At 62.0% G+C, this 25836-nt stretch carries 26 protein-coding genes, 1 tRNA gene and 1 riboswitch; of the genes, 15 read left to right on the top strand and 12 right to left on the bottom strand.

The annotated features are described in order from the left end of the window. Window positions 1–11: 11 nt before the first annotated feature. Both FJV80_RS30265 and FJV80_RS30260 read left to right on the top strand, forming a co-directional pair. Window positions 12–1898, top strand: a complete 1887-nt coding sequence (locus FJV80_RS30265) for an acyltransferase family protein (protein ID WP_142878175.1) — start codon at window positions 12–14, stop codon at window positions 1896–1898. A 97-nt stretch (window positions 1899–1995) separates the two neighbouring features. Next, window positions 1996–2069: transfer RNA gene (locus tag FJV80_RS30260), tRNA-Gly, on the top strand. A gap of 790 nt (window positions 2070–2859) precedes the next feature. On the opposite strand, the gene FJV80_RS30250 is transcribed toward FJV80_RS30260, so the two are convergent. Both FJV80_RS30250 and FJV80_RS30245 read right to left on the bottom strand, forming a co-directional pair. Next, a complete protein-coding gene (locus tag FJV80_RS30250; RefSeq protein ID WP_348628961.1) occupies window positions 2860–2997 on the bottom strand; it encodes a hypothetical protein in 138 nt (45 codons plus the stop codon). Window positions 2998–3129: 132 nt separating this feature from the next. Next, window positions 3130–3429 carry a DUF1236 domain-containing protein gene (locus tag FJV80_RS30245; RefSeq protein ID WP_095787315.1) on the bottom strand — a complete coding sequence of 100 codons (300 nt, stop codon included), beginning with the start codon at window positions 3427–3429 and terminating at the stop codon, window positions 3130–3132. Between the two features lie 184 nt (window positions 3430–3613). Here FJV80_RS30245 and FJV80_RS30240 point away from each other — a divergent pair, with 184 nt between their 5' ends. The 5 genes from FJV80_RS30240 to FJV80_RS30220 all read left to right on the top strand — a co-directional run bounded on the left by FJV80_RS30240 (window position 3614) and on the right by FJV80_RS30220 (window position 5343). Then, window positions 3614–3982 carry a hypothetical protein gene (locus tag FJV80_RS30240; RefSeq protein WP_142878174.1) on the top strand — a complete coding sequence of 123 codons (369 nt, stop codon included), beginning with the start codon at window positions 3614–3616 and terminating at the stop codon, window positions 3980–3982. 295 nt (window positions 3983–4277) lie between these two features. Then, complete coding sequence (locus FJV80_RS35385; protein ID WP_245437983.1) at window positions 4278–4532, top strand: hypothetical protein; 255 nt, start codon at window positions 4278–4280, stop codon at window positions 4530–4532. Between the two features lie 23 nt (window positions 4533–4555). Continuing rightward, on the top strand, window positions 4556–4837 hold the full coding sequence (locus FJV80_RS30230; protein WP_095787349.1) for a hypothetical protein: 282 nt from the start codon (window positions 4556–4558) through the stop codon (window positions 4835–4837). 88 nt (window positions 4838–4925) lie between these two features. After that, window positions 4926–5159 carry a hypothetical protein gene (locus FJV80_RS30225; RefSeq protein WP_245318077.1) on the top strand — a complete coding sequence of 78 codons (234 nt, stop codon included), beginning with the start codon at window positions 4926–4928 and terminating at the stop codon, window positions 5157–5159. Continuing rightward, window positions 5134–5343 (top strand): hypothetical protein, encoded by a 210-nt coding sequence (locus FJV80_RS30220; protein WP_095771897.1) that lies wholly within the window; start codon window positions 5134–5136, stop codon window positions 5341–5343. The genes FJV80_RS30225 and FJV80_RS30220 overlap by 26 nt, the downstream gene beginning before the upstream one ends. A gap of 258 nt (window positions 5344–5601) precedes the next feature. On the opposite strand, the gene FJV80_RS30215 is transcribed toward FJV80_RS30220, so the two are convergent. Continuing rightward, window positions 5602–5946, bottom strand: coding sequence for a protamine-2 (modular protein) (locus tag FJV80_RS30215; protein WP_095787348.1), 345 nt, complete (start codon window positions 5944–5946; stop codon window positions 5602–5604). 105 nt (window positions 5947–6051) lie between these two features. Continuing rightward, window positions 6052–7041, bottom strand: coding sequence for a LysR family transcriptional regulator (locus FJV80_RS30210; protein ID WP_095771976.1), 990 nt, complete (start codon window positions 7039–7041; stop codon window positions 6052–6054). A 311-nt stretch (window positions 7042–7352) separates the two neighbouring features. Here FJV80_RS30210 and chvE point away from each other — a divergent pair, with 311 nt between their 5' ends. The 4 genes from chvE (at window position 7353) to araD1 (ending at window position 12685) form a co-directional block, all read left to right on the top strand. Next, window positions 7353–8426 carry a multiple monosaccharide ABC transporter substrate-binding protein gene (chvE, locus tag FJV80_RS30205; protein WP_095771896.1) on the top strand — a complete coding sequence of 358 codons (1074 nt, stop codon included), beginning with the start codon at window positions 7353–7355 and terminating at the stop codon, window positions 8424–8426. Window positions 8427–8587: 161 nt separating this feature from the next. Next, entirely contained in the window at window positions 8588–10120 is a 1533-nt protein-coding gene (gene mmsA / locus FJV80_RS30200; protein WP_095787313.1) for a multiple monosaccharide ABC transporter ATP-binding protein, read from the top strand. Then, window positions 10117–11403 carry a multiple monosaccharide ABC transporter permease gene (gene mmsB, locus FJV80_RS30195; protein ID WP_095771894.1) on the top strand — a complete coding sequence of 429 codons (1287 nt, stop codon included), beginning with the start codon at window positions 10117–10119 and terminating at the stop codon, window positions 11401–11403. The genes mmsA and mmsB overlap by 4 nt, the downstream gene beginning before the upstream one ends. Window positions 11404–11692: 289 nt before the next feature. Further along, window positions 11693–12685 carry an AraD1 family protein gene (gene araD1, locus FJV80_RS30190; protein WP_095771975.1) on the top strand — a complete coding sequence of 331 codons (993 nt, stop codon included), beginning with the start codon at window positions 11693–11695 and terminating at the stop codon, window positions 12683–12685. Between the two features lie 249 nt (window positions 12686–12934). On the opposite strand, the gene FJV80_RS30185 is transcribed toward araD1, so the two are convergent. Continuing rightward, complete coding sequence (locus FJV80_RS30185) at window positions 12935–14029, bottom strand: 2'-deoxycytidine 5'-triphosphate deaminase (RefSeq protein ID WP_095771893.1); 1095 nt, start codon at window positions 14027–14029, stop codon at window positions 12935–12937. Window positions 14030–14167: 138 nt separating this feature from the next. Beyond that, window positions 14168–14245, top strand: a riboswitch (SAM riboswitch). 56 nt (window positions 14246–14301) lie between these two features. Between FJV80_RS30185 and FJV80_RS30180 the strand changes: the two genes are divergently transcribed. Further along, entirely contained in the window at window positions 14302–15492 is a 1191-nt protein-coding gene (locus FJV80_RS30180; protein ID WP_142878173.1) for an O-succinylhomoserine sulfhydrylase, read from the top strand. A gap of 33 nt (window positions 15493–15525) precedes the next feature. Here FJV80_RS30180 and FJV80_RS30175 read toward each other — a convergent pair whose 3' ends face one another. Continuing rightward, complete coding sequence (locus FJV80_RS30175; protein ID WP_142878172.1) at window positions 15526–16677, bottom strand: ceramide glucosyltransferase; 1152 nt, start codon at window positions 16675–16677, stop codon at window positions 15526–15528. Window positions 16678–16905: 228 nt separating this feature from the next. Between FJV80_RS30175 and apaG the strand changes: the two genes are divergently transcribed. After that, window positions 16906–17298, top strand: coding sequence for a Co2+/Mg2+ efflux protein ApaG (gene apaG, locus FJV80_RS30170; protein ID WP_010913396.1), 393 nt, complete (start codon window positions 16906–16908; stop codon window positions 17296–17298). A 37-nt stretch (window positions 17299–17335) separates the two neighbouring features. On the opposite strand, the gene FJV80_RS30165 is transcribed toward apaG, so the two are convergent. The 3 genes from FJV80_RS30165 to FJV80_RS30155 all read right to left on the bottom strand — a co-directional run bounded on the left by FJV80_RS30165 (window position 17336) and on the right by FJV80_RS30155 (window position 20624). Further along, the gene (locus FJV80_RS30165; RefSeq protein ID WP_142878171.1) at window positions 17336–18367 is read right to left on the bottom strand and encodes an Hsp33 family molecular chaperone; all 1032 of its coding nucleotides are present in this window, start codon (window positions 18365–18367) and stop codon (window positions 17336–17338) included. 129 nt (window positions 18368–18496) lie between these two features. Then, a complete protein-coding gene (gene argF, locus FJV80_RS30160; protein WP_095198318.1) occupies window positions 18497–19408 on the bottom strand; it encodes an ornithine carbamoyltransferase in 912 nt (303 codons plus the stop codon). 16 nt (window positions 19409–19424) lie between these two features. Then, complete coding sequence (locus FJV80_RS30155) at window positions 19425–20624, bottom strand: aspartate aminotransferase family protein (protein ID WP_095771889.1); 1200 nt, start codon at window positions 20622–20624, stop codon at window positions 19425–19427. A 357-nt stretch (window positions 20625–20981) separates the two neighbouring features. Between FJV80_RS30155 and FJV80_RS30150 the strand changes: the two genes are divergently transcribed. Next, window positions 20982–21500, top strand: a complete 519-nt coding sequence (locus tag FJV80_RS30150; protein ID WP_019863137.1) for a GcrA family cell cycle regulator — start codon at window positions 20982–20984, stop codon at window positions 21498–21500. Between the two features lie 67 nt (window positions 21501–21567). Here FJV80_RS30150 and FJV80_RS30145 read toward each other — a convergent pair whose 3' ends face one another. From FJV80_RS30145 to FJV80_RS30135, 3 genes are all read right to left on the bottom strand, one after another. Continuing rightward, complete coding sequence (locus FJV80_RS30145; RefSeq protein WP_095771887.1) at window positions 21568–22575, bottom strand: magnesium and cobalt transport protein CorA; 1008 nt, start codon at window positions 22573–22575, stop codon at window positions 21568–21570. Between the two features lie 97 nt (window positions 22576–22672). Then, complete coding sequence (gene phoU / locus FJV80_RS30140) at window positions 22673–23398, bottom strand: phosphate signaling complex protein PhoU (RefSeq protein ID WP_095771886.1); 726 nt, start codon at window positions 23396–23398, stop codon at window positions 22673–22675. Window positions 23399–23506: 108 nt separating this feature from the next. Beyond that, complete coding sequence (locus FJV80_RS30135) at window positions 23507–24772, bottom strand: ATP-binding protein (protein ID WP_142878170.1); 1266 nt, start codon at window positions 24770–24772, stop codon at window positions 23507–23509. A gap of 113 nt (window positions 24773–24885) precedes the next feature. Between FJV80_RS30135 and ppk2 the strand changes: the two genes are divergently transcribed. Then, a complete protein-coding gene (ppk2, locus tag FJV80_RS30130; RefSeq protein WP_142878169.1) occupies window positions 24886–25794 on the top strand; it encodes a polyphosphate kinase 2 in 909 nt (302 codons plus the stop codon). The last annotated feature ends 42 nt before the right edge of the window (window positions 25795–25836 follow it).

The raw sequence follows: 25836 nt of genomic DNA, 5'->3' as shown, positions 1-25836 counted from the left end.
GGACCCGCCGAATGAACTACAGGCGTGATATTGATGGCCTGCGGGCCGTTGCGGTGCTGCCCGTCGTGCTCTTCCATTTCGGCGTATCGGCCATTCCCGGCGGCTTCACCGGTGTCGATATCTTCTTCGTCATATCGGGCTATCTGATCAGCGGCAGCCTGCTCGACGACCTCGAGCGCGGCCAGTTCTCGATCGGCCGCTTTTACTGGCGCCGCGCGCGGCGCATCCTGCCGGCGCTGACCTTCGTCATCCTGCTCGCCAGTGTCGCCGCCTGGTTCATCCTCCTGCCGTCGGATCTCCACGAGTACAGCCTCAGCGTGATCGCGGCCTCGACCTTCTGGTCGAACATCTATTTCTGGAAAACGACCAACTATTTCTCCATCGACGCGGAACTACGGCCGCTGCTGCACACATGGTCGCTTTCGGTCGAGGAGCAGTATTACATCTTCGCACCGGTCCTGGTGTATCTGATCTACCGATACGCCTCGAAGCGCTGGCTGACGATATTGCTGCCGATTGCCGCAGGCAGTTTTGCCCTGGCGGTCATGGCAACCACGCTGGCGCCGACCGCCGGCTTCTACCTCTTGCCGACGCGCATCTGGGAGCTGGCGCTGGGCGCCATGCTGATGCTGAGAAAGCCGCCGGCGCTTGCCAGCCGTCCGCTGACTGAACTGATCGGGCTGGCCGGTTTTGGCCTGATCGCCTTCGGCTTTCTGACGATTTCGGAAAGCGATCCGTTTCCGGGCTACAATGCCCTGTTTCCCTGCATGGGAACGGCGCTGCTCATCTATGCTGGCCAGCCCCATGCGGACAGGCCGGTCCCCGTCGCCACGCAGGTGCTGCGGCTCGCACCGCTGGTGTGGATCGGCCTTATCTCCTATTCGCTCTACCTCGTCCACTGGCCGATCAATTCGTTCGTCCACTATCTCTCGCTCAAGGCCATCGGCGTGCCGACGATCATGGCGATGATCGTGGCGAGCGTCGCGCTTGCGACGTTCTCGTGGAAATATGTCGAGCAGCCCTTCCGCCAGAAGCGAGCCTTCACCGCCCCCCTGCCCATCTTCGCCTTCTCGGCCGCGGCGATCGCCCTGCTGTGCGTCGGCGGCCTGGCCGGTGCGCTGGGCAAGGGTTTTCCGCAACGGTTCCCGGATTTCTCGACGGAACGGGTCCTGGTGGGTGACTGGCGCAATGGCGTCTGTTTCAACGAGGGCGCGAGCCGGATCGAGAACTGGAACCTCGCCGACTGCACCCGAACGCACGGCTTTCCCACCAATGTGCTGCTGTGGGGCGATTCCTTCGCCGCGCACTACGTGTCGGGGCTGGAAGCCAATGCGCAGAAAATCCAGGCCAATATCATCCAGTATACCTATGCCGGCTGCCCGCCCAATCTGAGCTACTTTTCCTATGCCCGGCCGGCCTGCACGCGTTTCAACGAACGGGCGTTGTCGATCATCCACGATGCCAACATCCAGGCGGTGATCCTGAGCGGCCGGTGGACCGACTATCAGGCACGGGGCTTCGACGGCCTGCAGAAGACAGTCGACCGGCTGCGCGACATGGGCGTCAAGGTCTATGTCATCGGCCAGTCTCCGGAGTTCATCGCCGACGTCCAGAAAATCGCCTTCTTCGCAAGAAGGGAGCACGTCGCGAACACATCCTGGCCGATGGCCATGGATCCGGACATCAACAAGCAGGTGCTGCCATTCGTCAAAGGGGCGACTTTCATCGACCCGCTGGCCTATCTGTGCGACGCGGCCGGCTGCTCCTATGCCGACGCCGGCACCAGGCAGTTTCTCTACTTCGACTACGGTCATTTCTCGTCCGCCGGCGCGACGCTCGCCATCTCGAAATACTGGCCAAGCTTTGCCGCCAGCAACAAAGTCGCCAAGGCAAAATAGGAATCACGGCCAGCGCCGAGGACCAGCGAAAGCGTTTGTTCGAGGGAACCGCTTTGCGATTGCCCGAAGGCCGAACCTCATGGTAACGAGGGCACGCGCGGGTATGATGTAATGGTAGCCTGTCAGCTTCCCAAGCTGAACGCGCGGGTTCGATTCCCGCTACCCGCTCCAGCTTGCGGACAGGGACCGCAACTCCTGAGCCTGTCTGATTGAAATTGGGATTGGTTTCCGCCACGTCGCGTCTCCCTTGTGGGGCGGGAGCGCAATGCGGTCTCTTAACCGGGCGCGCCTTTTGCTGGTTGCACCCGATATCATTCAAACTGGCGTAAAGATTCGATCAGGCAACTCTATTCTTGTAAGGACGCGCTTGCCCGCATTCCTGATCGCCTGTTCGAATGATGCCAGCCTCTTGGGTTCGGCGCATTTTTGCCCCAGCCGGCGGCGACCCACATACCCCAACAAACCGCCGGTTAGGCCCGGCTGCTGACCAGTGCCCCAATCGTCAACCGCCGGGCCGCCAGGTTTTATGCTCCATGCAGAGGTAAGCGCGGAATTGGCCGATCCGCCTGGCGTGATGGCGCGACGCCGGTGCCATGCTGGTGCCGGTTTTTCAGGTAGCCCGCAAAGATCGACAGCTTCTTTTCATAACCTATGCGCACCATAGCTTTGCAGCTGTCGCATCTGAAGCTTCCGATTGTGCGGAGCCAGGAACCAGGCCTTGCCATAGGGTGTGAGCAGGCCGGACAGTGGAACTCCATCGTCACGTCGCTCAGTTCATCGCACAAAGCCATTTCCGTATTTCTCCCAACCGGTGTCCCATTGAGAACAAACAGAGTGGCGGAAAATGTTCCAGGCTGGGCCTTCTGGCGGATCGGGAAGGGACTTCAGTCCCTTGATGGAGGCCGGACTTGACGCCCCAGCGGTCGATCGCGGTCCAAATGAGCCCCGGGAACAGGCCGCTTCAACCGACATGCGGGTCGACAAGGAACGACGCGGCAATCAGGTCGTCGCCCTCGATACGCCCATGGACATCCTCCAGAAGGGCAGCCACCTTCTGGAATGTCTCGATCTCGCCGTCTGTAATGTTCGCTTCGAGCATTCGGGTCTTGAGATCGACGACGCGCGACGCCAAAGCCTCGGAATTCCCAACCTCACGATGTGACATGGTGATACCTATCGCAATTCCTCGTAAAGCCCGCCGCCAATGAAGGCGACGAGCTGTTACATCAGATCAGTTGTAGACCTTGATGATCTTACGCGTGCTCGGTTCCACAAGAACCGTCCGGTTGTCGATCACAACGTAGCGGTATTTGACGTTCGGAACCTCGTGCAACTCGACCGTATCCGGCAGAGCCGTGCCGACGTTGAGTTCAACGCCCGGAAGCTTGACGGAAGCCAGCGGCTGCTTCTTCACGTATTCGCGTACTACGGTATCCTGCTCAGGTGTGATGACAACATCCTCCGCGGCCACTGCGCCAACGCCGGCAAGCAGGACGAGCGCCGCCGCGGCGCTGGTTAGATGCATTCTCATAATTTTCTCCTCTTGTAATCTGACGACAGCGGGACCTTCCGCCCGCCGCTGTTCCGAACTTACCGCCAGCGGCATGGTTCCCTGACGGCGGACTTCAGTCGGATACTGGTCGGACCAAAGGCCCATCTTGCTCTCGCGCGGCCCTTTGGAGGGAACTTAAGTCAGGAAAGACGCTTACTGGCCCATGGGCACACATGGCGTTGAAATCTTCGCCAAACCGGTTTCACCGGACCATCTATCCGATGATCCGTTGGTGGCGACCCATATATCAAACAGGATTTTAGAGGCGGCTGAGAATTCCGAGACAGCGGCGAAGTCAGAGCGGGCAGGGGCGACTGAGGCGACTGAGGCGAACAAAACTCCACGTATCGGAGCGGTAGGAAACAAAGACGAGGTATTGCACAATGAAATTTCGAACCCTCTAGTTCGGATGATCCTGACAGCCTACCGCAGTGACTTTTTCCCCATCCTTTTACTCCTTGCGGGCTATACGCTGTTTGCGTTGGGTGCGGCTCTGTTCGTTCTTCTAGTGTGGATCGTGTATGCTGCCTAGAAAGGCGCAAAATAGGGTGCCGTCAATCGGAGCTTCCTAGTAGGACTTTCCAGCCCGCATCTGGCCCGAGCAATGGCAAGCCGTGTTTCCGTCCTCGCGTCCTTTGTCTGGGCCATGTTGTCCGCCGCGATAGTAGCCCCAAAAGTAATGTTATCACTGACTTATATCACGATTGGATAAAAGCTCGACAAGGCTGGCCTTGAAGGAATGGTATCGAAGCGCCGCGACAGCAAGTCCGCGGCGGCCCGTCGACGACTGGCTGAAGGCGAAATGCTACCCGGTCGATGAATACGAGTTGCTCGGCGTCGAGCGCAAGGCTCGAAAGCCGGCCTTTGCCCTGATGGCGGATCGGGCGACCGGCCGCTATGTCGGGTCGGCCTTCATCAATTCCAGCCGGGCCATGCGAAACGGGCGGCTGAGGCCAGGCATTCCGGGCGAAGAGATCGATGAAGAAATTGGCACGATCTACATATTCATGATGCAGGGATGCGCTAGTGGAGCGCTGGGAACCGAGTTCGGTAATCCACGTTTTTTCCCAAGGTCATGCTGAATGACCCAACGACGGAGGAAACAATGAATATCAAGATGCTCACAATGGGCGCGATGGCGCTTGCGATGATGACCGGTTCGGCTCTTGCCGCCGGCAACACATCTGCACTCGACGATCCGGCAAAGATGTCGCCGTTCTTCACCGATGCCGGCATGAAAACTTTGAAGACGGAAAAGGATTTCAAGGCCGCATGGACGGCTATGAAACCCGATGAACAGAAAGCGGTGTTGAAAGATTGCGGCGATACCACGCTCAACAAGTCGCACGCAGATTTCTGCGCCATGGCAAAGAAGATGGGCGGCTGAATCTAGGACTCGAAGGCGGGCCAGGTCCGCCTTCGAGTAACTGCGGCTCGGCGTCGAGCGCAAGGCTGGAAAGCCGGCCTTTGACCTGATGGCGGATCGGGCGACAGGCCGTTATGTCGGGGCGATCCCAGAGCGGTTGTGGGAGCGCATCCGGGAGCACGCCGGGCCGGCGCCGAAGGGCATGAAGCATCCGGCGACGCAATGGGTGAAGCCCGCAATCATCGGCCGGATAAAGCACTTGCGCGGCGAAGAAGACTTACGGCATGGTTCCCTTCAGGATTTGCGGGAGGAAGATCATGCCAATTCGGCGAAAGGCGACTGAAGCCGGCATTTTCGACGCAACCGAATTGGCGCTCTTCGGCAGGGTTTTCGACAAGCTGAAACTTGAGCATCCGCCACCGGACACCCTCGACATGATCGCATCGCGGGTTATCGCAAACTATATGGCCGGCATCAAAGACGAGGCTGAACTCGTCTCGCTTTCGCGATGGCCGCTCGGTCGCTAGGGATCGTCGAGGCGGCCCGGCCAGCCTTCAGGTTGACACAGGATGACTAGCCGGGCCGCGCCGGCCGTTTGAGGAAGCCGGGCGAAGAGCCAAAATCCTACTCTCCTGTCGTCTCATTTCAATTGAAAATGAATGTACGATTTTTACGGTGTTGTGATTACCTAAAGCAACTTGCCCGCGCGCATCATGGCCCGGGCAATGGCAAGCTGTGTCTCCGTCCTGGCACGCAGCGGTGGCCGGCCTTTCGTCAACGGGTCGTCACAGCCAGACGCGGAGCCACACCCGCTCGCGCCAGCAACGCACATGACGGCGTCCATGGCGCCAATACCGACGGCAAACCCTTCTCCAGCCGCGGCGCCGCCGCCGCCTCTCTCCGTAATAGCGATCTCCGTAGTAGCGATGATGCCAACGACGGTGAGAGACCTTTTCCACTTCGAGGTCGTCATCGCCTTCGAAGACAGCCGGATCCGGCTTGTCTAGTTCATCGAGAATTCCGTCGCCCTGAGGAATGCCGGCAACCGCGCTGCCAGGTCCGGCTATGCCCGCAAACGCCACGGCCCCCGCAACGCCCAGCATTCCTGTGAGAAACAACCGACGTTTCATCAAAACCTCCCGAGTTGTTGACATCGGCATCTCGTTCCCTCGCCCTAAACGAGCTCCAGCGAGCATGCCGTTTGGCCTGAACGTGTGACTGCACTTCTTGTTCCATCACCCCACTTCGCGCAGGATGAAATCGTGCAGCATCTTGGCGGCTGGCGACAGCGCGCGATTCCTGACCGTGATCAGGCTGTAGGGCCTGACCTCGATGTCGAACTCGGTCTGGACGACATCGATGGCGCCGGCGAGTCCGTCGGGATTCTGGATGAATTTCGCCACCTGCACCGAGACCGGCGCGATGGCGTCGGACTGCGCTACCATGACCAGCGTCAGGAGCAGCGAACTGGTGTTGAGGATCCGGTCCGGCAGCGCGATGTTGCGGTTGAGGAAATTGCTCTCCATCGCCTGACGCAAGGGCGAGCCGCCCGACTGGAAAACCCAGTCATAGGCGGCAGTGTCTTCCAGCCGCACCACACTGCCCCTGGTCAGCGGGTGGCCACGACGCACGATCAGGCAGGCTTTCTCGACGCCGATGACACGCGATTCGAACAGCCGCGGATTGAGATCGTCGGGGATGCGCGCAATGATGAAATCATGGCGCGAGGCGATCAGTTCGCGCGCCAGCACATTCGAGGTCTCGACCTGCATGGTGATCTCGATGCGTGGATAGATGCGGCGGATTTCGCGGATCGCCGGCACCGCCAGTTCGATCGCCGGCGCCGTCACCGCACCGAGAAACACGGAACCGCCCTTGCCCGCCTTGAGCTCGGAAATCTCGCGATCGACCTCGCGCATCTCCAGCAGGATCGAACGCGCACGCCTGGCCAAGGCCTTGCCGTAGGGCGTGAGCGTGATGCCGCGCGGCAGCCTCTCGCACAGCTTGACCGCGAGCACCGCCTCCATCTCGGCAATCATGCGCGATGCCGCCGGCTGCGAAATGTTCATGACCTGCGCCGCCGCGCTCACCCGACCGTGATCGTCGAGCGCGACGATCATGCGCATATGACGCAGGCTGAGGCCGCTGCGCAGCAGGGTTTCCCCATCGCCTGGGGTCTCGTTGTAATCATTTGAACCCGCAGCCGGATTCCGTAACGCCGCCATGGTTTTTCCTGCCTCCGCCCGCGGCCCGCCGGCATTTGCCAGCAACCCGTCAAGCGTCATAACATATACCACTTGCGGTATAGCAACCATCAAAGATCGCATTTGACAGTTATGGCAAAAGGACGGCAACGTCAGCCCGTTCCGAGACGCAACGGTCGCCGACGATAAAATCGTATCGATTGAAATCAGCGGCTCGGGGCCATGGGAGGATACCGGAGATCGATATGACGGCAGCAGTGCGTCGGCACTTCTGCACGATTGCGCGGCCCGCGACCCCCGGGGTGCTGCGTCCATCAACCAGGGAGAGTTACGTGAAAATCATCAAGACACTGGCCGCAGTCGCGGCGCTTGGCATCGCTGCCATGACCTATTCGTCGGCGCACGCGGCCGACAAGGGTCTCGTCGGCGTGCTGATGCCGACCAAGACTTCGCAGCGCTGGATCAATGACGGCGACGCCGTCAAGTCCCAGCTCGAGGCTCTCGGCTACACCGTCGACCTGCAATATGCGCAGGACGACATCCCCAACCAGCTCAGCCAGCTGGAGAACGAAATCACCAAGGGCCCGAAGGCGCTGATCATCGCCTCGATCGACGGCACCACCCTGTCGGATGCGCTGCAGAAGGCAGCTGACGCGGGCGTCGTCGTCGTCGCTTATGACCGCCTGATCAAGAAGACCGCCAATGTCGACTATTACACCACCTTCGACAATTTCGGCGTCGGCGTGATCCAGGCGAATTCGCTGGTCAAGGGCCTCAAGGAGCGCTTCCCGAACACCAAGCCGTGGAACGTCGAACTGTTCGGCGGCTCGCCCGACGACAACAACGCCTTCTTCTTCTACAACGGTGCGATTTCCGTCCTGCAGCCGCTGATCGACGACGGCTCGATCAAGATCAAGTCCGGCCAGACCGGCATGGACAAGGTCGGCACGCTGCGCTGGCTGGCGGCAACCGCCCAGGCGCGTATGGACAACCTGCTGTCGGCCAACTACTCGGACGGCAGCCGCGTCGATGGCGTTCTGTCGCCCTATGATGGCCTGTCGCGCGGCATCACCGCCTCGCTGCGCGCCGTGGGCTACGGCACGGCCGCTCAGCCCTGGCCGATCGTGACCGGTCAGGACGCCGAGACCGCCTCGGTCAAGCTGATCATCTCGGGCGAGCAGTATTCGACCGTGTTCAAGGACACCCGCGAACTGGCCAAGTCGACCGTCGAACTGGTCGACAAGGTGCTCTCGGGCGGCAAGCCTGACGGCCTCGACACCAAGACCTACAACAACGACGTCAAGGTCGTTCCCTCGATCCTGCTGACGCCGCATGATGTCGACAAGTCGAACTACCAGAAGCTGGTCGTCGACTCCGGCTACATCAAGGCCGAAGACCTGAAGTAATCTCTGTTACGAAATCTGGGGTCCTGCGCGACGCAGGGCCCCTTTTCGTTCACAAGCGACCCCGGTATTGTTACTGCCGGCCTAGAGCAATTCCAGGAAACGCGCGTAACGCTTTCCCCTGGGAATTGCGTAAAAACAAGAATGTCTAGGAGCTTGCCCTGATGACCTCGACGATTTTGGAGATGCGCGACATCACCAAGACGTTTCCCGGCGTGAAGGCGCTGTCGAATGTCAACCTCTCCGTCGAGGAAGGCGAAATCCACGCCGTGGTCGGCGAGAACGGCGCCGGCAAGTCGACGCTGATGAAAGTGCTGTCGGGCGTCTATCCCGCGGGCACATATGAAGGCCAGATCATCTTTCAAGGCCAGGAATGCCAGTTCAAAGGCATCCATGACAGCGAACACAAGGGCATCGTCATCATCCACCAGGAGCTTGCGCTGGTGCCGATGCTGTCGATCGCCGAAAACATTTTCCTCGGCAACGAACACGCCAAATACGGCATGATCGACTGGGACGCCAACGAGGCGCGCACCAGCGCGCTGTTGAAGAAGGTGGGCCTCAAGGAGGACCCCAAGACGCTGATCACCAATATCGGCGTCGGCAAGCAGCAGCTGGTCGAGATCGCCAAGGCGTTGAGCAAGGAAGTCAAACTGCTGATCCTCGACGAGCCGACCGCATCGCTCAGCGAGAAGGACAGCCAGGCGCTGCTCGACCTTTTGCTCGAGTTCAAGCGGCAAGGCATGACCTCGATCCTGATCTCGCACAAACTCAACGAGGTGAACCGGGTCGCCGACAAGGTTACCGTCATCCGAGACGGGCGCACCATCGAGACGCTGGCCAAGAAGGATATCTCGGAAGACCGAATCATCACCTCGATGGTCGGCCGTTCGCTCGACGACCGCTATCCGCCGCGGGAACCAAAGATCGGCGAGGTCGTCTTCGAAGTGAAAAACTGGTCGGTCTATCACCCGATTCATGCCGAACGGCAGGTGATCAAGGGCATCGACATCAATGTGCGCAAGGGCGAGGTGGTCGGCATAGCCGGGCTGATGGGCGCCGGCCGCACCGAATTCGCCATGAGCCTGTTCGGCCGCTCCTATGGCCGCCACATCAGGGGCGAGGTGCTGCTCAAGGGCAAGCCGATCGATGTCTCGTCCGTGAGCAAGGCGGTCGAACACGGCATCGCCTACGTGACCGAGGACCGCAAGACTTACGGTCTCAACCTGATCGACCATATCAAGCACAACATCACGCTTGCCAATCTCGGCGGCGTGTCGCGTCACAGCGTGATCGACGATCTGGGCGAACTCGCCGTTGCCAACGATTATCGCAAGAAGACCAACATCCGCGCTTCGAGCGTCTATCAGATGACGGGCAATCTTTCCGGCGGCAACCAGCAGAAGGTGGTGTTGTCGAAATGGCTGTTCGCCGATCCGGATTTGCTGATCCTCGACGAGCCGACGCGCGGCATCGACGTCGGCGCCAAGTACGAAATCTACACGATCATCGCGCGTCTTGCCTCGGAGGGTAAGGCGATCGTGGTCATCTCGTCGGAAATGCCGGAATTGCTCGGCATCACCGATCGCATCTACGTCATGAACGAAGGCCGCATCGTCGGCGAAATGCCCGCGGCGGACGCAAGCCAGGAAAAAATAATGCGCGCCATCGTTCGGGGAGAAGGAAAAGCAGCATGAGCACCGACAGCGCCCCCGCCCCGCAGGGCAACATCGCCGAGGACCAGCGTCCACGCATTGCCGTCTCGGCGCTGACGACGAACCTGCGCGAATACGGTCTCATCATCGCGCTGATCGTCATCATGCTGTTCTTCCAGTTCACCACGTCGGGAACGCTGTTCAAGCCGGTCAACCTCAGCAATCTGGTGCAGCAGAACTCGTTCATCATCGTGATGGCGCTGGGCATGCTGCTGGTCATCGTTTCCGGCTATATCGACCTCAGCGTCGGCTCGGTCGCCGGTTTCATCGGCGCCCTGGCGGCAAACATGATGGTCATCTGGCAGCTCGGGCCGCTCAGCAATCCGCTGGTGGTTTCGATCGTCTGCCTGATCGTGGGCGGCCTGATCGGTGCGGCGCAAGGCTATTGGATCGCCTATCACCGAATACCGAGCTTCATCGTGACATTGGCCGGCATGCTGATCTTCCGCGGCATCTGCCAGGCGCTGCTGGGCGGCGGCTCCTCGGTAGGCCCGCTTCCAGACGGCTTCAAGGCGCTGAGCTCCGGCTTCATCCCGGACGTTATCGGCCCGCTGACGTTGATCCCGCCCACGGTGAACGCCGCCGGCAAGACCATCGTGGGCAGCGGCCTGACGCTGCACATGACGACGGTCGTGCTCGGCCTGATCGCCGTGCTGGCCTATGCCTATTTCGGCGTGAGGACACGACGCAAGCGCGAACGCCACGGCTATGAAGCCGAGCCCTTCCCCCTGTTCGTCGTCAAGACGCTGGTCGCCAGCGCGCTGGCGCTGTTCCTGGTCTATGAGTTCGCCAGCTACAGGGGCCTGCCGGTGGTGCTGCTGGTCATGGGCGTGCTGATCTCGCTGTTCGTCTTCGTCACCAAGCGCATGACCATCGGTCGCCGCATCTACGCCATGGGCGGCAATCCCAAGGCGGCGCAGTTGTCGGGCATCAACACCGAGCGGCTGACGCTGCTGGTGTTCATCAATATGGGCGTGCTGTCGGCGCTGGGCGGCCTGATCATCGCGGCTCGCCTTGGCCAGGCCGTGCCGGCGGCCGGTCTGGGCTCAGAGCTCGACGTCATCGCCGCCGTCTTCATCGGCGGCGCCTCGGCGATGGGCGGCGTCGGCCAGGTCATCGGCGCCGTGGTCGGCGGCTTCATCATGGGCGTGATGAACAACGGCATGTCGATCATGGGCGTCAATGTCGACTGGCAGCAGGTGGTCAAAGGTCTGGTCCTGCTCGGCGCCGTGATCTTCGACGTCTACAACAAGAACAAGGCCTGACAGGAACAATTCCAGGAAAGCGCATCGCGGTTTTCCCACGGGAATTGCGTAAAAACAAAATACCGGGAGCGGACCGAACCGCTCCGGCGAGGCAACGAGGAAGGCATACGGGTCACATCGCGGCGCTGCCGGCAACCGACCGGCACGAAGAAGTTCCCTCAAGGAACCAGGCCCCGCGAGCGCAATCCGAACGGAGAATTTCACCCGTGGCATGGGCGACGTCCCAGCCGCGCTTGGGAAGGTTTGCCGCGGCGGCAGCCATGCCAACGCACATGAGAGAGGATTGATCATGCTGATCTCGCAGATTCTCGATGACGCCGAGACCATCCGCGTCGTTGCCCGCAATGGCGGCAAGACCCGGATCATCAACGGCGCCCGCAGCGTCTATTCGCTGGCGATGGAGGCGGCCCGCACCGGCGTCGGCCTGGCCACCCTGATCGAGCGCAAGGGGCTCGGCGAGACGGTCGACCTCGATGCCGCCTACAAGAAGGGGCGGCTGTTGTCGCCGATCAATCACCCCGACCCGGCGCATCTGCACCTCACCGGCACCGGCCTGACCCATCTCGGCTCGGCGGCGACGCGCGATTCCATGCACAAGAAGCTCAGCACCGATGGCGAGGAGCAGCTCACTGATTCCATGAAGATGTTCCGCATGGGACTGGAGGGGGGCAAGCCCGCCAAGGGCCAGGTCGGCGTGCAGCCGGAATGGTTCTACAAGGGCAACGGCACGATGGCCGTGGCGCCGGGTGCCGCACTCCTGTCACCGGCCTTCGCCAAGGACGCCGGCGAGGAACCAGAGATCGCCGGCATCTATGTCATCGGCGATGACGGCGCCGCCTTCCGCGTCGGCTTCACGCTGTCGAACGAGTTTTCCGACCACGTGACCGAGCGGGTGAACTATCTCTTCCTCGCCCACTCCAAGCTGCGCAACGCCTCGTTCGGACCGGAGATCCTGATCGGCGACCTGCCTTCCGACATCCGCGGCACCTCGCGCATCGTGCGCGACGGCAAGACGCTATGGGAAAAGCCGTTCCTGTCGGGCGAAGCGAACATGTCGCACACCATCGCCAATCTGGAACACCATCACTTCAAATATTCGGCGTTCCGCCAGCCGGGCGACGTGCATGTGCATATGTTCGGCACCGCGACACTGTCCTTCGCCGACGGCGTCAAGACCGAGGCCGGCGATGTGTTCGAGATTGAGGCCGGGGATTTCGGCCTGCCGCTGCGCAACCCGCTCGAGATCGAAAAACCAGTGAAGGTGGCGGTGAAGGCGCTTTGAGATAGCGCCAATATCCTGGGAGAGAAAATGAACGGGATGGGGCTTGGTTTCATCTTAGCGGGCTTGGCCCTATCCCTCGCCTGTTCTTCCTCCGTGGCTTACAGCGCCGGGCGGCGCCTGCCGCCGACAGGATCCATTTCGAGATCTGCATTTTCTTGTTCGCCTTGAGCGCCGCCATACCGGCGACCGACAGGCCAGCCACGCATGATGTGCCGGCAGGCAAGTATCTTGCCTGGCGGCAATCGGGGTTCAGCGCGCGGCGCGGAAATGCTTGGAGAGCTTCAGGCCCTGTGCCTGGTAGTTGGAGCCGAGATCGGTGCCGTAGAGCGCCTGCGGCCGCTTCAGCATGTGCTCGTAGACCAGCCGGCCGACGATCTGGCCATGGTCGAGGATGAACGGCACTTCGTGGCTGCGCACTTCAAGCACCGCCCGGCTGCCGGTGCCACCGGCCGCCGAATGGCCGAAGCCCGGATCGAAGAAGCCGGCATAATGGACGCGAAATTCGCCGACCAGCGGGTCGAAGGGCGTCATCTCGGCAGCATAGAGCGGCGGCACATGCACCGCCTCCTGGCTGACGAGAATGTAGAATTCGTCCGGATCGAGCACCAGTTCGCCGGCACCGCTCTTGTGGATGGGTTCCCAGAAATCGACGACGTCCTGCGCGGCGCGCTTGTCGACATCGACAAGGCCGGTGTGATGCTTGCCGCGATAGCCGACCAGCCCGTCACCGTCGCCCTTGAGATCGATCGACAGCGCGATGCCGCCGCCCGAAATATTCGGCGGCTCGGTGGCGACCAGCATCTGCGCGCGGTGCAATTCATGCAATTCGGCTTCCGAGAGCAGCGCGTTGCCGGTGCGGAAGCGGATCTGCGACAGGCGCGAGCCGGTGCGCACGACGATCGGGAAGGTGCGCGGGCTGACTTCCAGGTAAAGCGGACCGTTGTAGCCGGCGGCGATCTTGTCGAACTCGTGGCCACGGTCGGTCATGACGCGGGTGAAAATGTCGAGCCGCCCGGTCGAACTCTTCGGATTGGCCGAGGCGGACACGGTTGGGGGCAGCGCAAGGCTTTCCAGCAGCGGCACGATGTAAACACAGCCCGTTTCCAGCACGGCGCCATCGGCGAGGCTGAACTCATGCAGCTTCAGCCGATCGAGTTTGTCGGCAACCCGATGATCCGGACCCGGCAGGAAGGACGCCCGCACCCGCCAGGCCTTGTCGCCGAGCCTGAGATCGAGGCTGGCCGGCTGGATCTGGTCGGCATCGAGCGCGCGCGGCGACTTCAGCGCGCCGGACTGGAACAGCGCCGAGATATCCTGATCGGGAAGAATGCCTGTCTGCCGCAAGGCTCCGCTCCTAGGCCAGACGATTTTCCTGCCGCAGGTTCTCCCCGCAAAACCGTGAAACAGTTTTGCGGAACCTGCTTGGTACAAACCTCTTAATGAAGCCGGCAATTGACGCAAGCGTGGTACGGGTCTAAAGGGTCGTTATCCCGTGGTGATTTGGCCGGTCGGCTTGCAGCCACGTTAAACAAGTCGCTAAAGGACCGTTGGCCGCGAGGCCGTATGGACCGGTTGCGACTTTCGCGACCGGTTTTTTTGTGTCTGGAACAAAAGCAATGAGCAGCAAGAAGCGCAACTGGAAGCCTCAAACAGCCCTCGTGCATGGCGGAACCCTGCGTTCCGGCTTCGGCGAGACCTCCGAGGCGATGTACCTAACCCAGGGCTATGTCTATCAAACGGCGCAAGCCGCCGAAGCCCGCTTCAAGGGCGAGGAGCCGGGCTTCATCTATTCGCGCTACGCCAATCCGACCGTCGACATGTTTGAAAAGCGCATGTGTGCGCTCGAAGGCGCCGAGGATGCGCGCGCCACGGCATCGGGCATGGCGGCGGTGACGGCGGCCCTTCTTTGCAGCGTCAAGGCCGGTGACCACATCGTGGCGGCGCGCGCGCTGTTCGGCTCCTGCCGTTGGGTGGTCGAGACGCTGGCACCGCGCTACGGCATCGAGGCGACGCTGGTCGACGGCACCGATATCGCCAACTGGGAAAAGGCGGTCAGGCCCAACACCAAGCTGTTCTTCCTGGAAAGCCCGACCAATCCGACATTGGAAGTGGTCGACATCGCCGCTGTGGCTGCGCTCGCCAATTCGATCGGCGCGCGGCTTGTCGTCGACAATGTCTTTGCCACGCCTCTCCAGCAGAAGCCGTTGCAGCTCGGCGCGCATATCGTCGTCTATTCGGCCACCAAGCACATCGATGGCCAGGGCCGCTGTCTCGGCGGCGTGATCCTGTCGGACAAGAAGTGGATCGACGAGAATTTGCATGACTATTTCCGCCACACCGGCCCCAGCCTGTCGCCCTTCAACGCCTGGACACTGCTGAAGGGCCTGGAGACACTGCCGCTGCGTGTGCGCCAGCAGACGGAGAGCGCCGGCAAGATCGCGGATTTCCTCGCCGAGCAGCCGCAGATTGCCCGCGTCATCTATCCCGGCCGCGCCGACCATCCGCAGGCCGAGATCGTCAAGAAGCAGATGTCGGGCGGCTCGACGCTGATCTGCCTCGACGTCAAGGGCGGCAAGCAGGCGGCTTTCGCCCTGCAGAACGCGCTCGACATCGTGCTGATCTCGAACAATCTCGGCGACGCCAAGAGCCTGATCACCCATCCGGCGACGACCACGCACAAGAATTTGAGCGAAGAGGCGCGCGCCGAACTCGGCATCGGGCCAGGAACGCTCAGGCTGTCGGTCGGCCTGGAGGATACCGACGACCTTCTGGAAGACATCGCCCAGGCGCTGAAGGCCGCCGAATAGGGAGCCGTCGAGGCAGCGTCGTCCGCGCCGCGATCAGGCGCGCGACGACGCATCTTCCAGTTCGGCGGCCTTGGTGCCGATGATTATCGCATTGCCGCGCCAGTCGACGGCGCCGCCGAGCCAGCCGCGCGCCCACATGGTTGGAAGCATCAAGTCCCGCGCAATCATCGCCGCGACCGTGCGCGGCGACAGGTGCCAGCCCTCGGACCAGGCCAGGGCGCATTCCGGTAGATAAAAGGCCGCCAGCACGGCGATGGCCGTCAGCGGCAGGCTGAAGCCGGCGCTTGCCGCCGCAACCAGCGCAAGCGCCAGCGGCACCACCGCGCCCGTCAGGATTTCCGGCGCGAAGAACCGCGGGAAGGTTACGCGGCGCAGGCGCGCCCAGCGGGCCTGGCGTGACCAGATCGTGCCAAGCGTGCGCCTGCCAAGCGGCTGCTCGAAGGGTGCCGCGACGAGATTGACGCATAGGCCAAGCCCATTGACCAGCTTGGTCGCGGCGGCGTCCTCGGCGATTTCGGCGGCCAGCGCGCGGATGCCGCCATTGGCATCCAGCATCGGCTTGTTCCACAACATGCTCTTGCCCTGGGCGAAGCCAAGGCCGAGCGCCTCGCCGGCATATTGCCAGCGGGCCTGCAGCGTGTTGAGGAAGGCGCATTCGACCTCGGCCCAGAAGCCCTCCAGCCGCGAGCCGATCGGTGTCGAGCAGACAAGGCCGGTATCCGGCTGCCACGCCGCCATCAGATGCTGGATGTAGTCTCTCGGCATCAGCACGTTGGAGTCGGCGAGGACGACCCAGTTGTGCCGCGCGGCTTCCCAACCCTTGACGCAATTGTTGAGCTTGGGATTGGCGCTGACGCGGTCGTCACCGATCAACAGCCGGGCCGGCACTTTTGGAAAGCGGCCAAGGGCGGCGCGGATCAACCTGACCACCGGATCGTCGCCATGGGCAACGCAGAAGATCAGCTCGTAGCGCGGCCAGTCGAGCGAGAAAGCGCGCTCCAGCGTCTCCTGCGTGAACGGCTCGACGCCGCGCGAGGGTATGACGATCGATACCGGCGGCGATTTGCCGGCCGGCGGTGCGATCGTGGTGCGCCGTCTCAGCTGTGAGGCGGCGAGCAGAATGCTGGCGAGGTTTGAGGCAATGAGAGCGGACGACAGCGAGGCGGTTATGAGAGTGAGTTCCATCGAGATCCGGTCACTCCAGAAAAACCAGCCGGTGTGGCGGCCGTTTTCGACAGTTCGACAGAGCGCCCGAGTCGCCCGGCATTGGTCGGCGCACCCCATCATTGTCATGTGTCACTTAAATGACATTCTTTGCCGGCACCTGCGTTTCAAGACGAGGCGCGACAAGACGCGCTCGTTGATCTGCTCGCCGGGAGCGCCGAAAGGTATCGGATCGTTTTGGAGCCGCTTATGTACCGCGCCGTCACGCGCAACATCGAAGTGCAGGTCAGGCCGTTCTACCTCGAGGACCGCTCCGATCCTTCCGAGAACCGCTATGTCTGGGGTTATCAGATAACGATCGACAACCAGTCGGACGAATTCGTGCAGCTTCTGTCGCGTTATTGGCACATCACCGACGGTGCCGGCCGGGTCGAGGAAGTGCGTGGCCCGGGCGTCGTCGGCGACCAGCCCGAACTCAATCCCGGCGACAGCTATCAATACACGTCCGGCTGCCCGCTCTCGACGCCATCAGGCATCATGGTCGGGCACTACACGATGCGCAACAAGCGCGGCGAGACTTTCGACATCGCCATCCCGGCATTTTCGCTGGATCTGCCGGGGACCAGGCGTACGGTGAATTAGCGTCCTTCTCCCCGTTTTACGAGGAGAAGGACTGGCTTTATTGCGCGGCAAATTCCGCCGGATCGAAGTCGTACTGTGTCGAGCAGAATTCGCAGGCGACGTGGATGCCGCCCTCCTCGGTGCTGTCCTTGATCTCCTGCGCGGAGAAGCCCTCGAGGATGCCGCGGATCTTGTCGCGCGAGCATGAGCACTGGTCGGCGACGGGAACGCCGCCGAAAACCCGCACGCCATGCTCGTGGAACAGGCGATAGAGCAGCCGTTCGGTACCGATCGTCGGATCGATCAGCTCAGTCGGCTCGATGGTGCCGAGCAGCGCCAGCAATTCCTGCCAGGAATTGTCGGTGGGATCATGGATCTCCTCGCGCGGATCGCCATCGCCGCCGTGCAGGTCCGGAACGCGCATGCGATCGGACGCCTGCGGCAGGAACTGCGCCAGGATACCGCCGGCGCGCCATTGTTCGCGCGCGCCGCCGACGCCGGGCGTCAACAGCTTGGCCACGGACAGCCTGATATCCGTCGGGATCTGCTCCGACTGGCGGAAATAGGTGCGCGCCGCGTCTTCCAGCGTTTCGCCGTCGAGCTGGACGATACCCTGATAGCGCTGCGTATGGGCGCCCTGGTCGATGGTCAGTGCCAGCACGCCGCCGCCGAGCAGTGTCTGCTGGGACGTTTCGCCTGCGGCGACCAGTGCCTCGAGGCGATCGGCATCGAAGCGCGCATAGGCACGCAGCGCCGACGGCGTGGTGAAATCCGCCACCAGCATGTCGACCGGCCCATCGGTGCGGGTCTGCAGGATGAACTTGCCCTCGAATTTGAGCGAGGTGCCGAGCAGCACCGTCAGCACACAGGCTTCCGCCAGAAGGCGCGCGACCGGCTCGGGATAATCGTGGCGGCTGAGAATGGCGTCGAGCATCGGCCCGAGTTGCACGGTACGGCCGCGTACGTCGAGCGGGCCGACCTCGAACGGCACGACATGGTCGTCGCCGGCATAGCCGAACTCGCCGAGTTTGGGGTGATGTTCAGTCACTTGATGCGTTTCCAACATGACAAAGCTCCAGGGCGCGGCCATGCCGCCCCCTGGGGTGCATGCGTCCAAACGCGCTTGATTTGCGTGATGCGGCGCAGATAGGCATCGCGCCTCCGCAGATCAAGCGCCCGGACCTTTCAAACCCCAAGCCACTTCAAGCCCCAAGATACTTCATGCCCCAAGACACCAGGCAAGCACCGCCTTCTGAGCGTGGAGCCGGTTCTCGGCTTCGTCGAAGACCACCGAATGGGGTCCGTCGATGACCTCGTCGGTGACTTCCTCGCCGCGATGCGCCGGCAGGCAGTGCATGAACAGCGCGTCCGGCTTGGCATGCGCCATCAGCTTGGCATTGACCTGGTAGGGCGAGAAGACGTTGTGGCCGCGGGCGCGATGCTCCTGACCCATCGACACCCAGCAATCGGTGACGACGCAGTCGGCCTGGTCGACGGCTTCCTCGGGCGAACGGGTGAAGTGCAGCTTGCCGCCATGCGCCTTGGACCAGTCGATATGCTTCTGCGCCGGCTCGCTGCCTTCGGGCACGGCGACGTTGAGGTTGAAGCGGAACCGTGCCGAGGCCTCGAGCAGCGAATGCAGCACATTGTTGCCGTCGCCGGTCCAGGCGATGGTCTTGCCGGCCACCGGACCGCGATGCTCCTCGAAAGTCATGATGTCTGCCATCAGCTGGCAAGGATGGGTGTCATCCGTCAGCCCGTTGATCACCGGAACCGTGGCGTTCTCGGTCAGCTCCAGCAACCGTTCATGCGAGGTGGTGCGGATCATGATCGCGTCGACATAGCGCGACAGAACCTTGGCGGTGTCGGCGATGGTTTCGGAGCGGCCAAGCTGCATTTCGGTGCCGGTCAGCATGATGGTCTCGCCGCCGAGCTGGCGCATGCCGACATCGAAGGAGACGCGCGTGCGCGTCGACGGCTTGTCGAAGATCATCGCCAGCACCTTGCCTTCGAGCGGCCGGGTCCGCTCGCCGGCCTTGAGGCGCGCCTTTCGCACCACCGCGTCGTCCAGCATGAAGCGCAGGTCGCCTTCGGAAACGGTGGAAAGATCGGTGAAATGGCGAACTGACATCGGCAATTTTCCGGAATTACTTCGCGGCGGCCACGGCGATGGCATCCGCCAGGCCTTTGGCACCGGCGCGGATGCGGTTGAGCGCTTCGTGGATCTCGGCGTCGGTGACGGTGAGCGGCGGCAGCAGGCGAATGACGTTGTCGCCGGCCGGAACCGCCAGCAAATGCTGGTCGCGCAGCGCCATGTTCACTTTGGTGTTGGGCATGGCGCATTTGAGGCCAAGCATGAGGCCGGTGCCCCGGATGTCTTCGATGACATCGGGAAACTCGTCGGCGATCGCCGCCAGGCCCTGCTTGATCAGCAATGCCTTGCGCTGGACGTCTTCGAGGAAGCCCTCTTCCAGCACCACGTCGAGCACGGCGTTGCCGACCGCCATGGCCAACGGATTGCCGCCGAATGTGGTGCCGTGCACGCCAGCCGTCATGCCGACAGCTGCTTCGTCGGTTGCAAGGCAAGCGCCCATCGGGAAGCCGCCGCCAATGCCTTTGGCGATCGCCATGATGTCGGGCGCAACACCTGACCATTCATGCGCGAACAGCTTTCCGGTGCGGCCGATGCCGCACTGGACCTCGTCATAGATCAACAACAGGCCGTGCTGGTCGCAAAGCTGCCGCAGTCGCTTCAGGGACTGCGTCGGGACCGGGCGGATGCCGCCCTCGCCCTGCACCGGTTCGATCAGGATCGCGGCGGTTTCCGGCGTAATCGCCTTCTCGGCGGCATCGATGTCGTCGAAGCCGACCTGGTCGAAGCCTTCGACCTTGGGGCCGAAGCCTTCGAGGTATTTGTACTGGCCGCCGGCCGCGATGGTCGCCAGCGTGCGGCCATGGAAGGCGCCTTCGAAGGTGATGACGCGGAAGCGCTCGGGATGCCCCTTGACGAAATGGTAGCGCCGCGCCGTCTTGATCGCGCATTCCAGCGCCTCGGCGCCGGAATTGGTGAAGAACACCTTGTCGGCGAATGTGGCATCGGCCAGGCGCTCGCCAAGCCGGCTCTGCCCGGGAATCTCGTAGAGATTGGAGACGTGCCACAGCTTTGCCGCCTGCTCGGTCAGCGCAGCGACCAGATGCGGATGGCCATGGCCGAGCGAATTGACCGCGATGCCGCCGGCGAAATCGAGATATCGCTCGCCCTTGTCGGTAACCAGCCAAGTGCCTTCCCCGTGGTCGAAAGCCAGGGGAGCGCGAGCAAAGGTCTCGTAAAGCGCCGAACCGCTCATTATATGCGTCTCCGGTACCGGAAAATCAAAAAAGCCGCCAAAGCGGCGGCCTTGTGCGGCTTATCGTGTTTTTCGGCCATGAAGTCAACGAAAAGGTCGCGTAGTGGCACGCGGCAAGCCCCCTGACGAGACGCCGGCTCATAAGCGACCGGCAAGTTGGGGAAAACCGAAAAAACCGATTCGTGTTGCACTTGGGACTCTTGTCACCGAGTCTGCGCATAAGGTAATTGTAGTCGAGAAATAACTAGATTTCGTGCGGCGGACCTAATCACCAGATATATGTGGTGTCTGCCCCAGCAGTGGTGCTGGGTCGGGAAAGGATTCTGATTGCCGCACGCTTAGCAGGAGCGCGGTCTCATGAACTGGACTGACGAGCGGGTCGAACTTCTCAGAAAATTGTGGTCGGAGGGTCTGAGCGCAAGCCAGATTGCTGCCCAGCTTGGAGGGGTGAGCCGAAATGCCGTCATCGGCAAGGTGCACCGTCTGAAGCTGTCGGGCCGCGGCCGCGCAACGGCGACGCCGGCACGCCAGAAGAAGACGACACAGGGCTCGACCGTTCAGAAATCGGTGGCGCGCGCCGCGAGCACGGCTCGCCACGTCACGACATCGATCGGCGCGACCGCCCTTCAGACGCAATTCGACGCCGAGCCGGTGGCGCGGCACTATATCCGCCCAGTCGAGAATGTCGTGGTACCGATCTCACGGCATCTGCAACTCGTCGAGCTGACCGAGCGCACCTGCAAATGGCCGAACGGCGATCCGCTATCGGAGGACTTCAACTTCTGCGGCAACGAGGCCGCCGAAACCGGTCCTTATTGCAAGTACCACGCCCGCGTGGCCTTCCAGCCAGCGGCGGAGCGGCGGCGGAACCGGTGAGTAGTGAGTAGTGAAATGGGGAGCGTGGAGCACTGTTCACTCCTCACTAATTTCTACTGGCCTCCTTTCACAGCCACCCATTCTTGCGAAACCGCCAGTAGAGAAACGCGCAGATCGCCGCGATGGTGGCCAGCACGATGGGGTAGCCATATTCCATCTTCAGTTCCGGCATGTCGGTGAAGTTCATGCCGTAGATGCCGGCGAACGCCGTCGGCACCGCCAATATGGCCGCCCATGAGGCGAGTTTCTTGGAAATCGCCGTTTCCTGGCTCTGACCGACCAGCAGGCTCGCCTCGAAGGCGAAGGCCAGCACCTCGCGCAGGCTGTCGATCTTTTCCTGGACGGTGCGGATGTGATCCGTCACGTCGCGAAAGAGCGGGTGCATGGCTGAATGGATCTGCGGCAGGTCGGCGCTGGTCAGGCGGCGGCAGACCTCCACCAGCGGAAGCGCCGCATTGCGCAGGCGCAGCAGATCGCGGCGCAGCATGTAGAGCCGCTCGATATCGGGGCCGGTCATCGGCTTCAAAAGCACCCGGTCCTCGATCACCTCGACCTCGTCCTCGATCTGTTCGAGCACCGGCATGTAGTTGTCGACGATGAAATCGAGAATGGCGTAGAGAACGAAATCCTCGCCCTTGGCCAGCGAATGCGGGCAGCTTTCCCAGTGCTGGCGCACGGCGGCGTAGGAGGTCGACGGGCCGTGCCTGACGCTGACGATGTAGCCCGAGCCGACGAATAGATGCGTCTCGCCGAAAGTCACCCGTCCTTCGATCAATTGCGCGGTGCGGGCGACGATGAACAGCGCATCGCCATATTGCTCGATCTTCGGCCGCTGGTGCGGATGCTCTGCATCCTCGATCGCCAGCTCATGCAGATGGAACTGGGCCTGGACGCGCAACAGAAGCTCGCGATCCGGTTCGAGCAGCCCGATCCAGACGACATGTCCCGATTTCTTGGCCCATTCGCCGGCTTCCTCGATCGGAATGTCCGCGATGCGCCGCCCGGCCATGTAGACACTGGAGGCGATGATGCCTGATGTCGGCGCCGCGGGCTTGAACTCTCGGACATATTCCATCGCAGCCTCCTGAAAGCAGGCCCCTTATCAAGGCCTGAGAAGCTTAACGCCGGGATAGTTTAGCGCAATATGATCTGGCGTTCGAGAGGATGAACGTTCATTTCGCCGGAAGCGGCGCCGAAAGGCTGATCTTGTCCGTCTTGTCGCCTTTCGGCCGCTCGGCCGGCATCTGGTCGCCGGTGACGATGTAATAGATGGTCTCGGCGATGTTGGTGGCATGATCGCCGATGCGCTCGATGTTCTTGGCGCAGAACAGAAGATGCGTGCAGGGCGTGATGTTGCGAGGATCTTCCATCATGTAGGTCAGCAATTCGCGAAACAGCGACGTGTACATGGCATCGATCTGATCGTCACGGTCGCGCACGAAGCCGATCTTGTCGACCGAGCGCGATGCGTAGACGTCGAGAACTTCCTTGAGCTGGGTCAGCGCCAGATTGGCCAGGGCCTCCAGACCGCGAAACAGGCTGGTCGGCTGGCGGCCGTCGGTGACGGCGACCACCCGCTTGGCGACGTTCTTGCCGAGGTCGCCGACGCGTTCGAGGTCGGCCGAAATGCGGATGGCGCCGACGATCTCGCGCAGGTCGGTCGCCATCGGCTGGCGCTTGGCGATGATGATGATCGCCTTGTCGTCGATCTCGCGCTGCCCCTCATCCAGCACTGCATCGTCGTTAATGACCTTCTGGGCCAGCCCAGGATCGGCATTGACGAGAGCGGCGACCGCCTGCTCGACCATGCGCTCGGCATGGCCGCCCATCGCCGCGATGCGCTTCGACAGATATTTCAGCTCCTCGTCAAAGGCGCTCATTATGTGCACGGACTGCATGGATGAAATGCCTTCCCACGGGTTCTTGAGTCGTTTCCTCGAATCCCCGCTGATACGCTAGCCGGATGACAGAAAAAAGAAACGCTTCCAGGGGAAACTAGGGCACTATCAGTGCGTCGGCAAATGAACCGAGAAGGCGGCGCCCTTACCGACCTCGGATTTGATCGTCAGCCTGGCATTGTGGCGCGTCAGGATGTGCTTGACGATGGACAGGCCAAGGCCGGTGCCTTTCTGGGTCCGGCTGGTCTCGACATCGATGCGATAGAAGCGCTCGGTGATGCGCGGAATGTGCTCCTCGGGAATGCCGGGACCGAAATCCCGGATGGTGACGTCGATGCCGGGTTCGGAACCGTCATCGGCGCGCGCGATCGAGACCACGACACGGCCGCCGGACTGGCCGTATTTGCAGGCGTTTTCCAGCAAGTTCTCGAAAACCTGGAACAGCTCGTCGCGATCGCCCGGCACATTGAGTGGTCCCTTGGCGAAATCACGCTCGATGACGACGCTATTTTCGCGGGCAAGCGGGGCCAGTGAATCGATGACGCTGTCGACGGTCTGGCGCAGGTCGACTTCGGTTCCGGGCTTCAGATAGGGCTTCATCTCCAGCCGGGACAATGACAGCAGGTCATCGATCAGACGCGCCATGCGGCCGGTCTGGTTCTGCATGATCTGCAGGAACTGCTCGCGCGCCGCCGGATCGTTGCGGGCCGGTCCGCGCAGCGTTTCGATGAAACCGGCGATCGAGGCGAGCGGGGTGCGCAATTCGTGGCTGGCATTGGCGATGAAATCGGCGCGCATGCGGTCGATCCTGCGCGTTTCGCTCTGGTCCTTGAACACCAGCACATACAGGTCGGTGCCGTGCCCGACCGAGGACGCGCTGACCCGGTAGGCCCGTTCGACCGGGAGCTTTTCGGTATAGTCGACCACATCGGAGGCGATCGTGCCCGACAGCACGCTGTCGAGCAGCGTCTGCATTTCCGGCGCCCGGAATTTCAGCGGTAGCGACAGGCCCGGTGCGATGCCGCCGAAAGCGGCAAAGGCCGCGGCGTTGGCATGGACGATGGTGGCGGAGCGGTCGAAAATGATCAGCGGATCGGCGACGGCGGCCGCAAGATATTCGCCTGACAGGCGTTGCAGGCCGATCGCCTCGATCGCGGCGGCATTCTCGCCGGACTGGCGCAGGCCTGCGGCTGGCAGCATCGCAGCGACAAGCAACAGGAGCAGCGCCGGCACCAGCACGTAGGCGGAAATATTGGCAAAGGCAAAAGCTGTCAGAACCGCGACGACACCGGCCGCAAGCAGCCAGCGGCTGTTCCACAGCCGGATGGCCATGGCTTGCGCCACACTTGCCTGCTCTGCGCTTTGCTCAGCCATCCGCGCATCCTATAGCCCTCTCGGGCGCTGTCCGGCCGTATGGCAACTTCCTGCTAGACCGGCATGGAGGCTCCCAATAGCATGAGTCCGTAAGCTGGAAAGGGTTCGTCTCGATGAAAAAGGCCAAGGAAAATCCCGCAACAGCGACGTCAGGTCCGCTGAAGATCAGGATCGACGGCAAGGAGCGGGCGTTCGACATCGAGAATCCCGAGCTCCCGGACTGGGTCGAGGACAACAAGCTGACCGCGGGCGGCTACCCCTACGACAAGAAGATGAAAAGCGACGACTATGACGAGACGCTCGAGAAATTGCAGATCGAGCTGGTGAAGGCGCAGGCTTGGCTGCGGGCGACCGGGAAGCGGGTGATGGCGCTGTTCGAGGGCCGCGACGCCGCCGGCAAGGGCGGCACGATCTTCGTGGTGCACCAGTATCTCAACCCGCGCACGGCGCGCAACGTGGCGCTGACCAAGCCAACCCCCACCGAACTTGGACAATGGTACTACCAGCGTTATGTCGATCATTTCCCGACGGCAGGCGAATTCGTCACCTTCGACCGTTCCTGGTACAACCGCGCCGGCGTCGAGCCGGTGATGGGCTTCTGCACGCCCGAGCAGCACGAGAAGTTTCTCGACGAGACGCCGCATTTCGAACGAATGATCGTCAACGACGACATCCATTTCTTCAAATTCTGGCTGAACATCGGCCGGGAAACGCAGCTCGAGCGTTTTCACGATCGCCGCTACAGCCCGCTGAAGAGCTGGAAGTTCTCGCCGATCGATGTCGCCGGCATCACGAAATGGGACGATTACACCAAGGCGCGCGACACCATGTTCGAGCGCACCCACAAGGCATTCGCGCCATGGATCATCGTGCGGGCCAATGACAAGCGCCGCGCGCGGTTGGCGGTGATGCGGCGCATCCTGTTGTCGGTACCCTATGAGGGGCGCGATCTCGATATCATCGGCAAGGAAGACAAGAAGATCATCGGCGAAGGGCCGTCATTCCTCGGCAAGGAAGGCTAGGCCTTCCCGCGCCCCCCGGGCCCCCGGGCGCGCGGCGCGGGG

Origin of the sequence: Mesorhizobium sp. WSM4310 (assembly GCF_007003935.1) — a bacterium.
Classification (GTDB): Bacteria; Pseudomonadota; Alphaproteobacteria; order Rhizobiales; family Rhizobiaceae; genus Mesorhizobium.
Note: the sequence above shows the minus strand (reverse complement) of the source record. Positions and strands in the feature narration are given on the sequence as shown.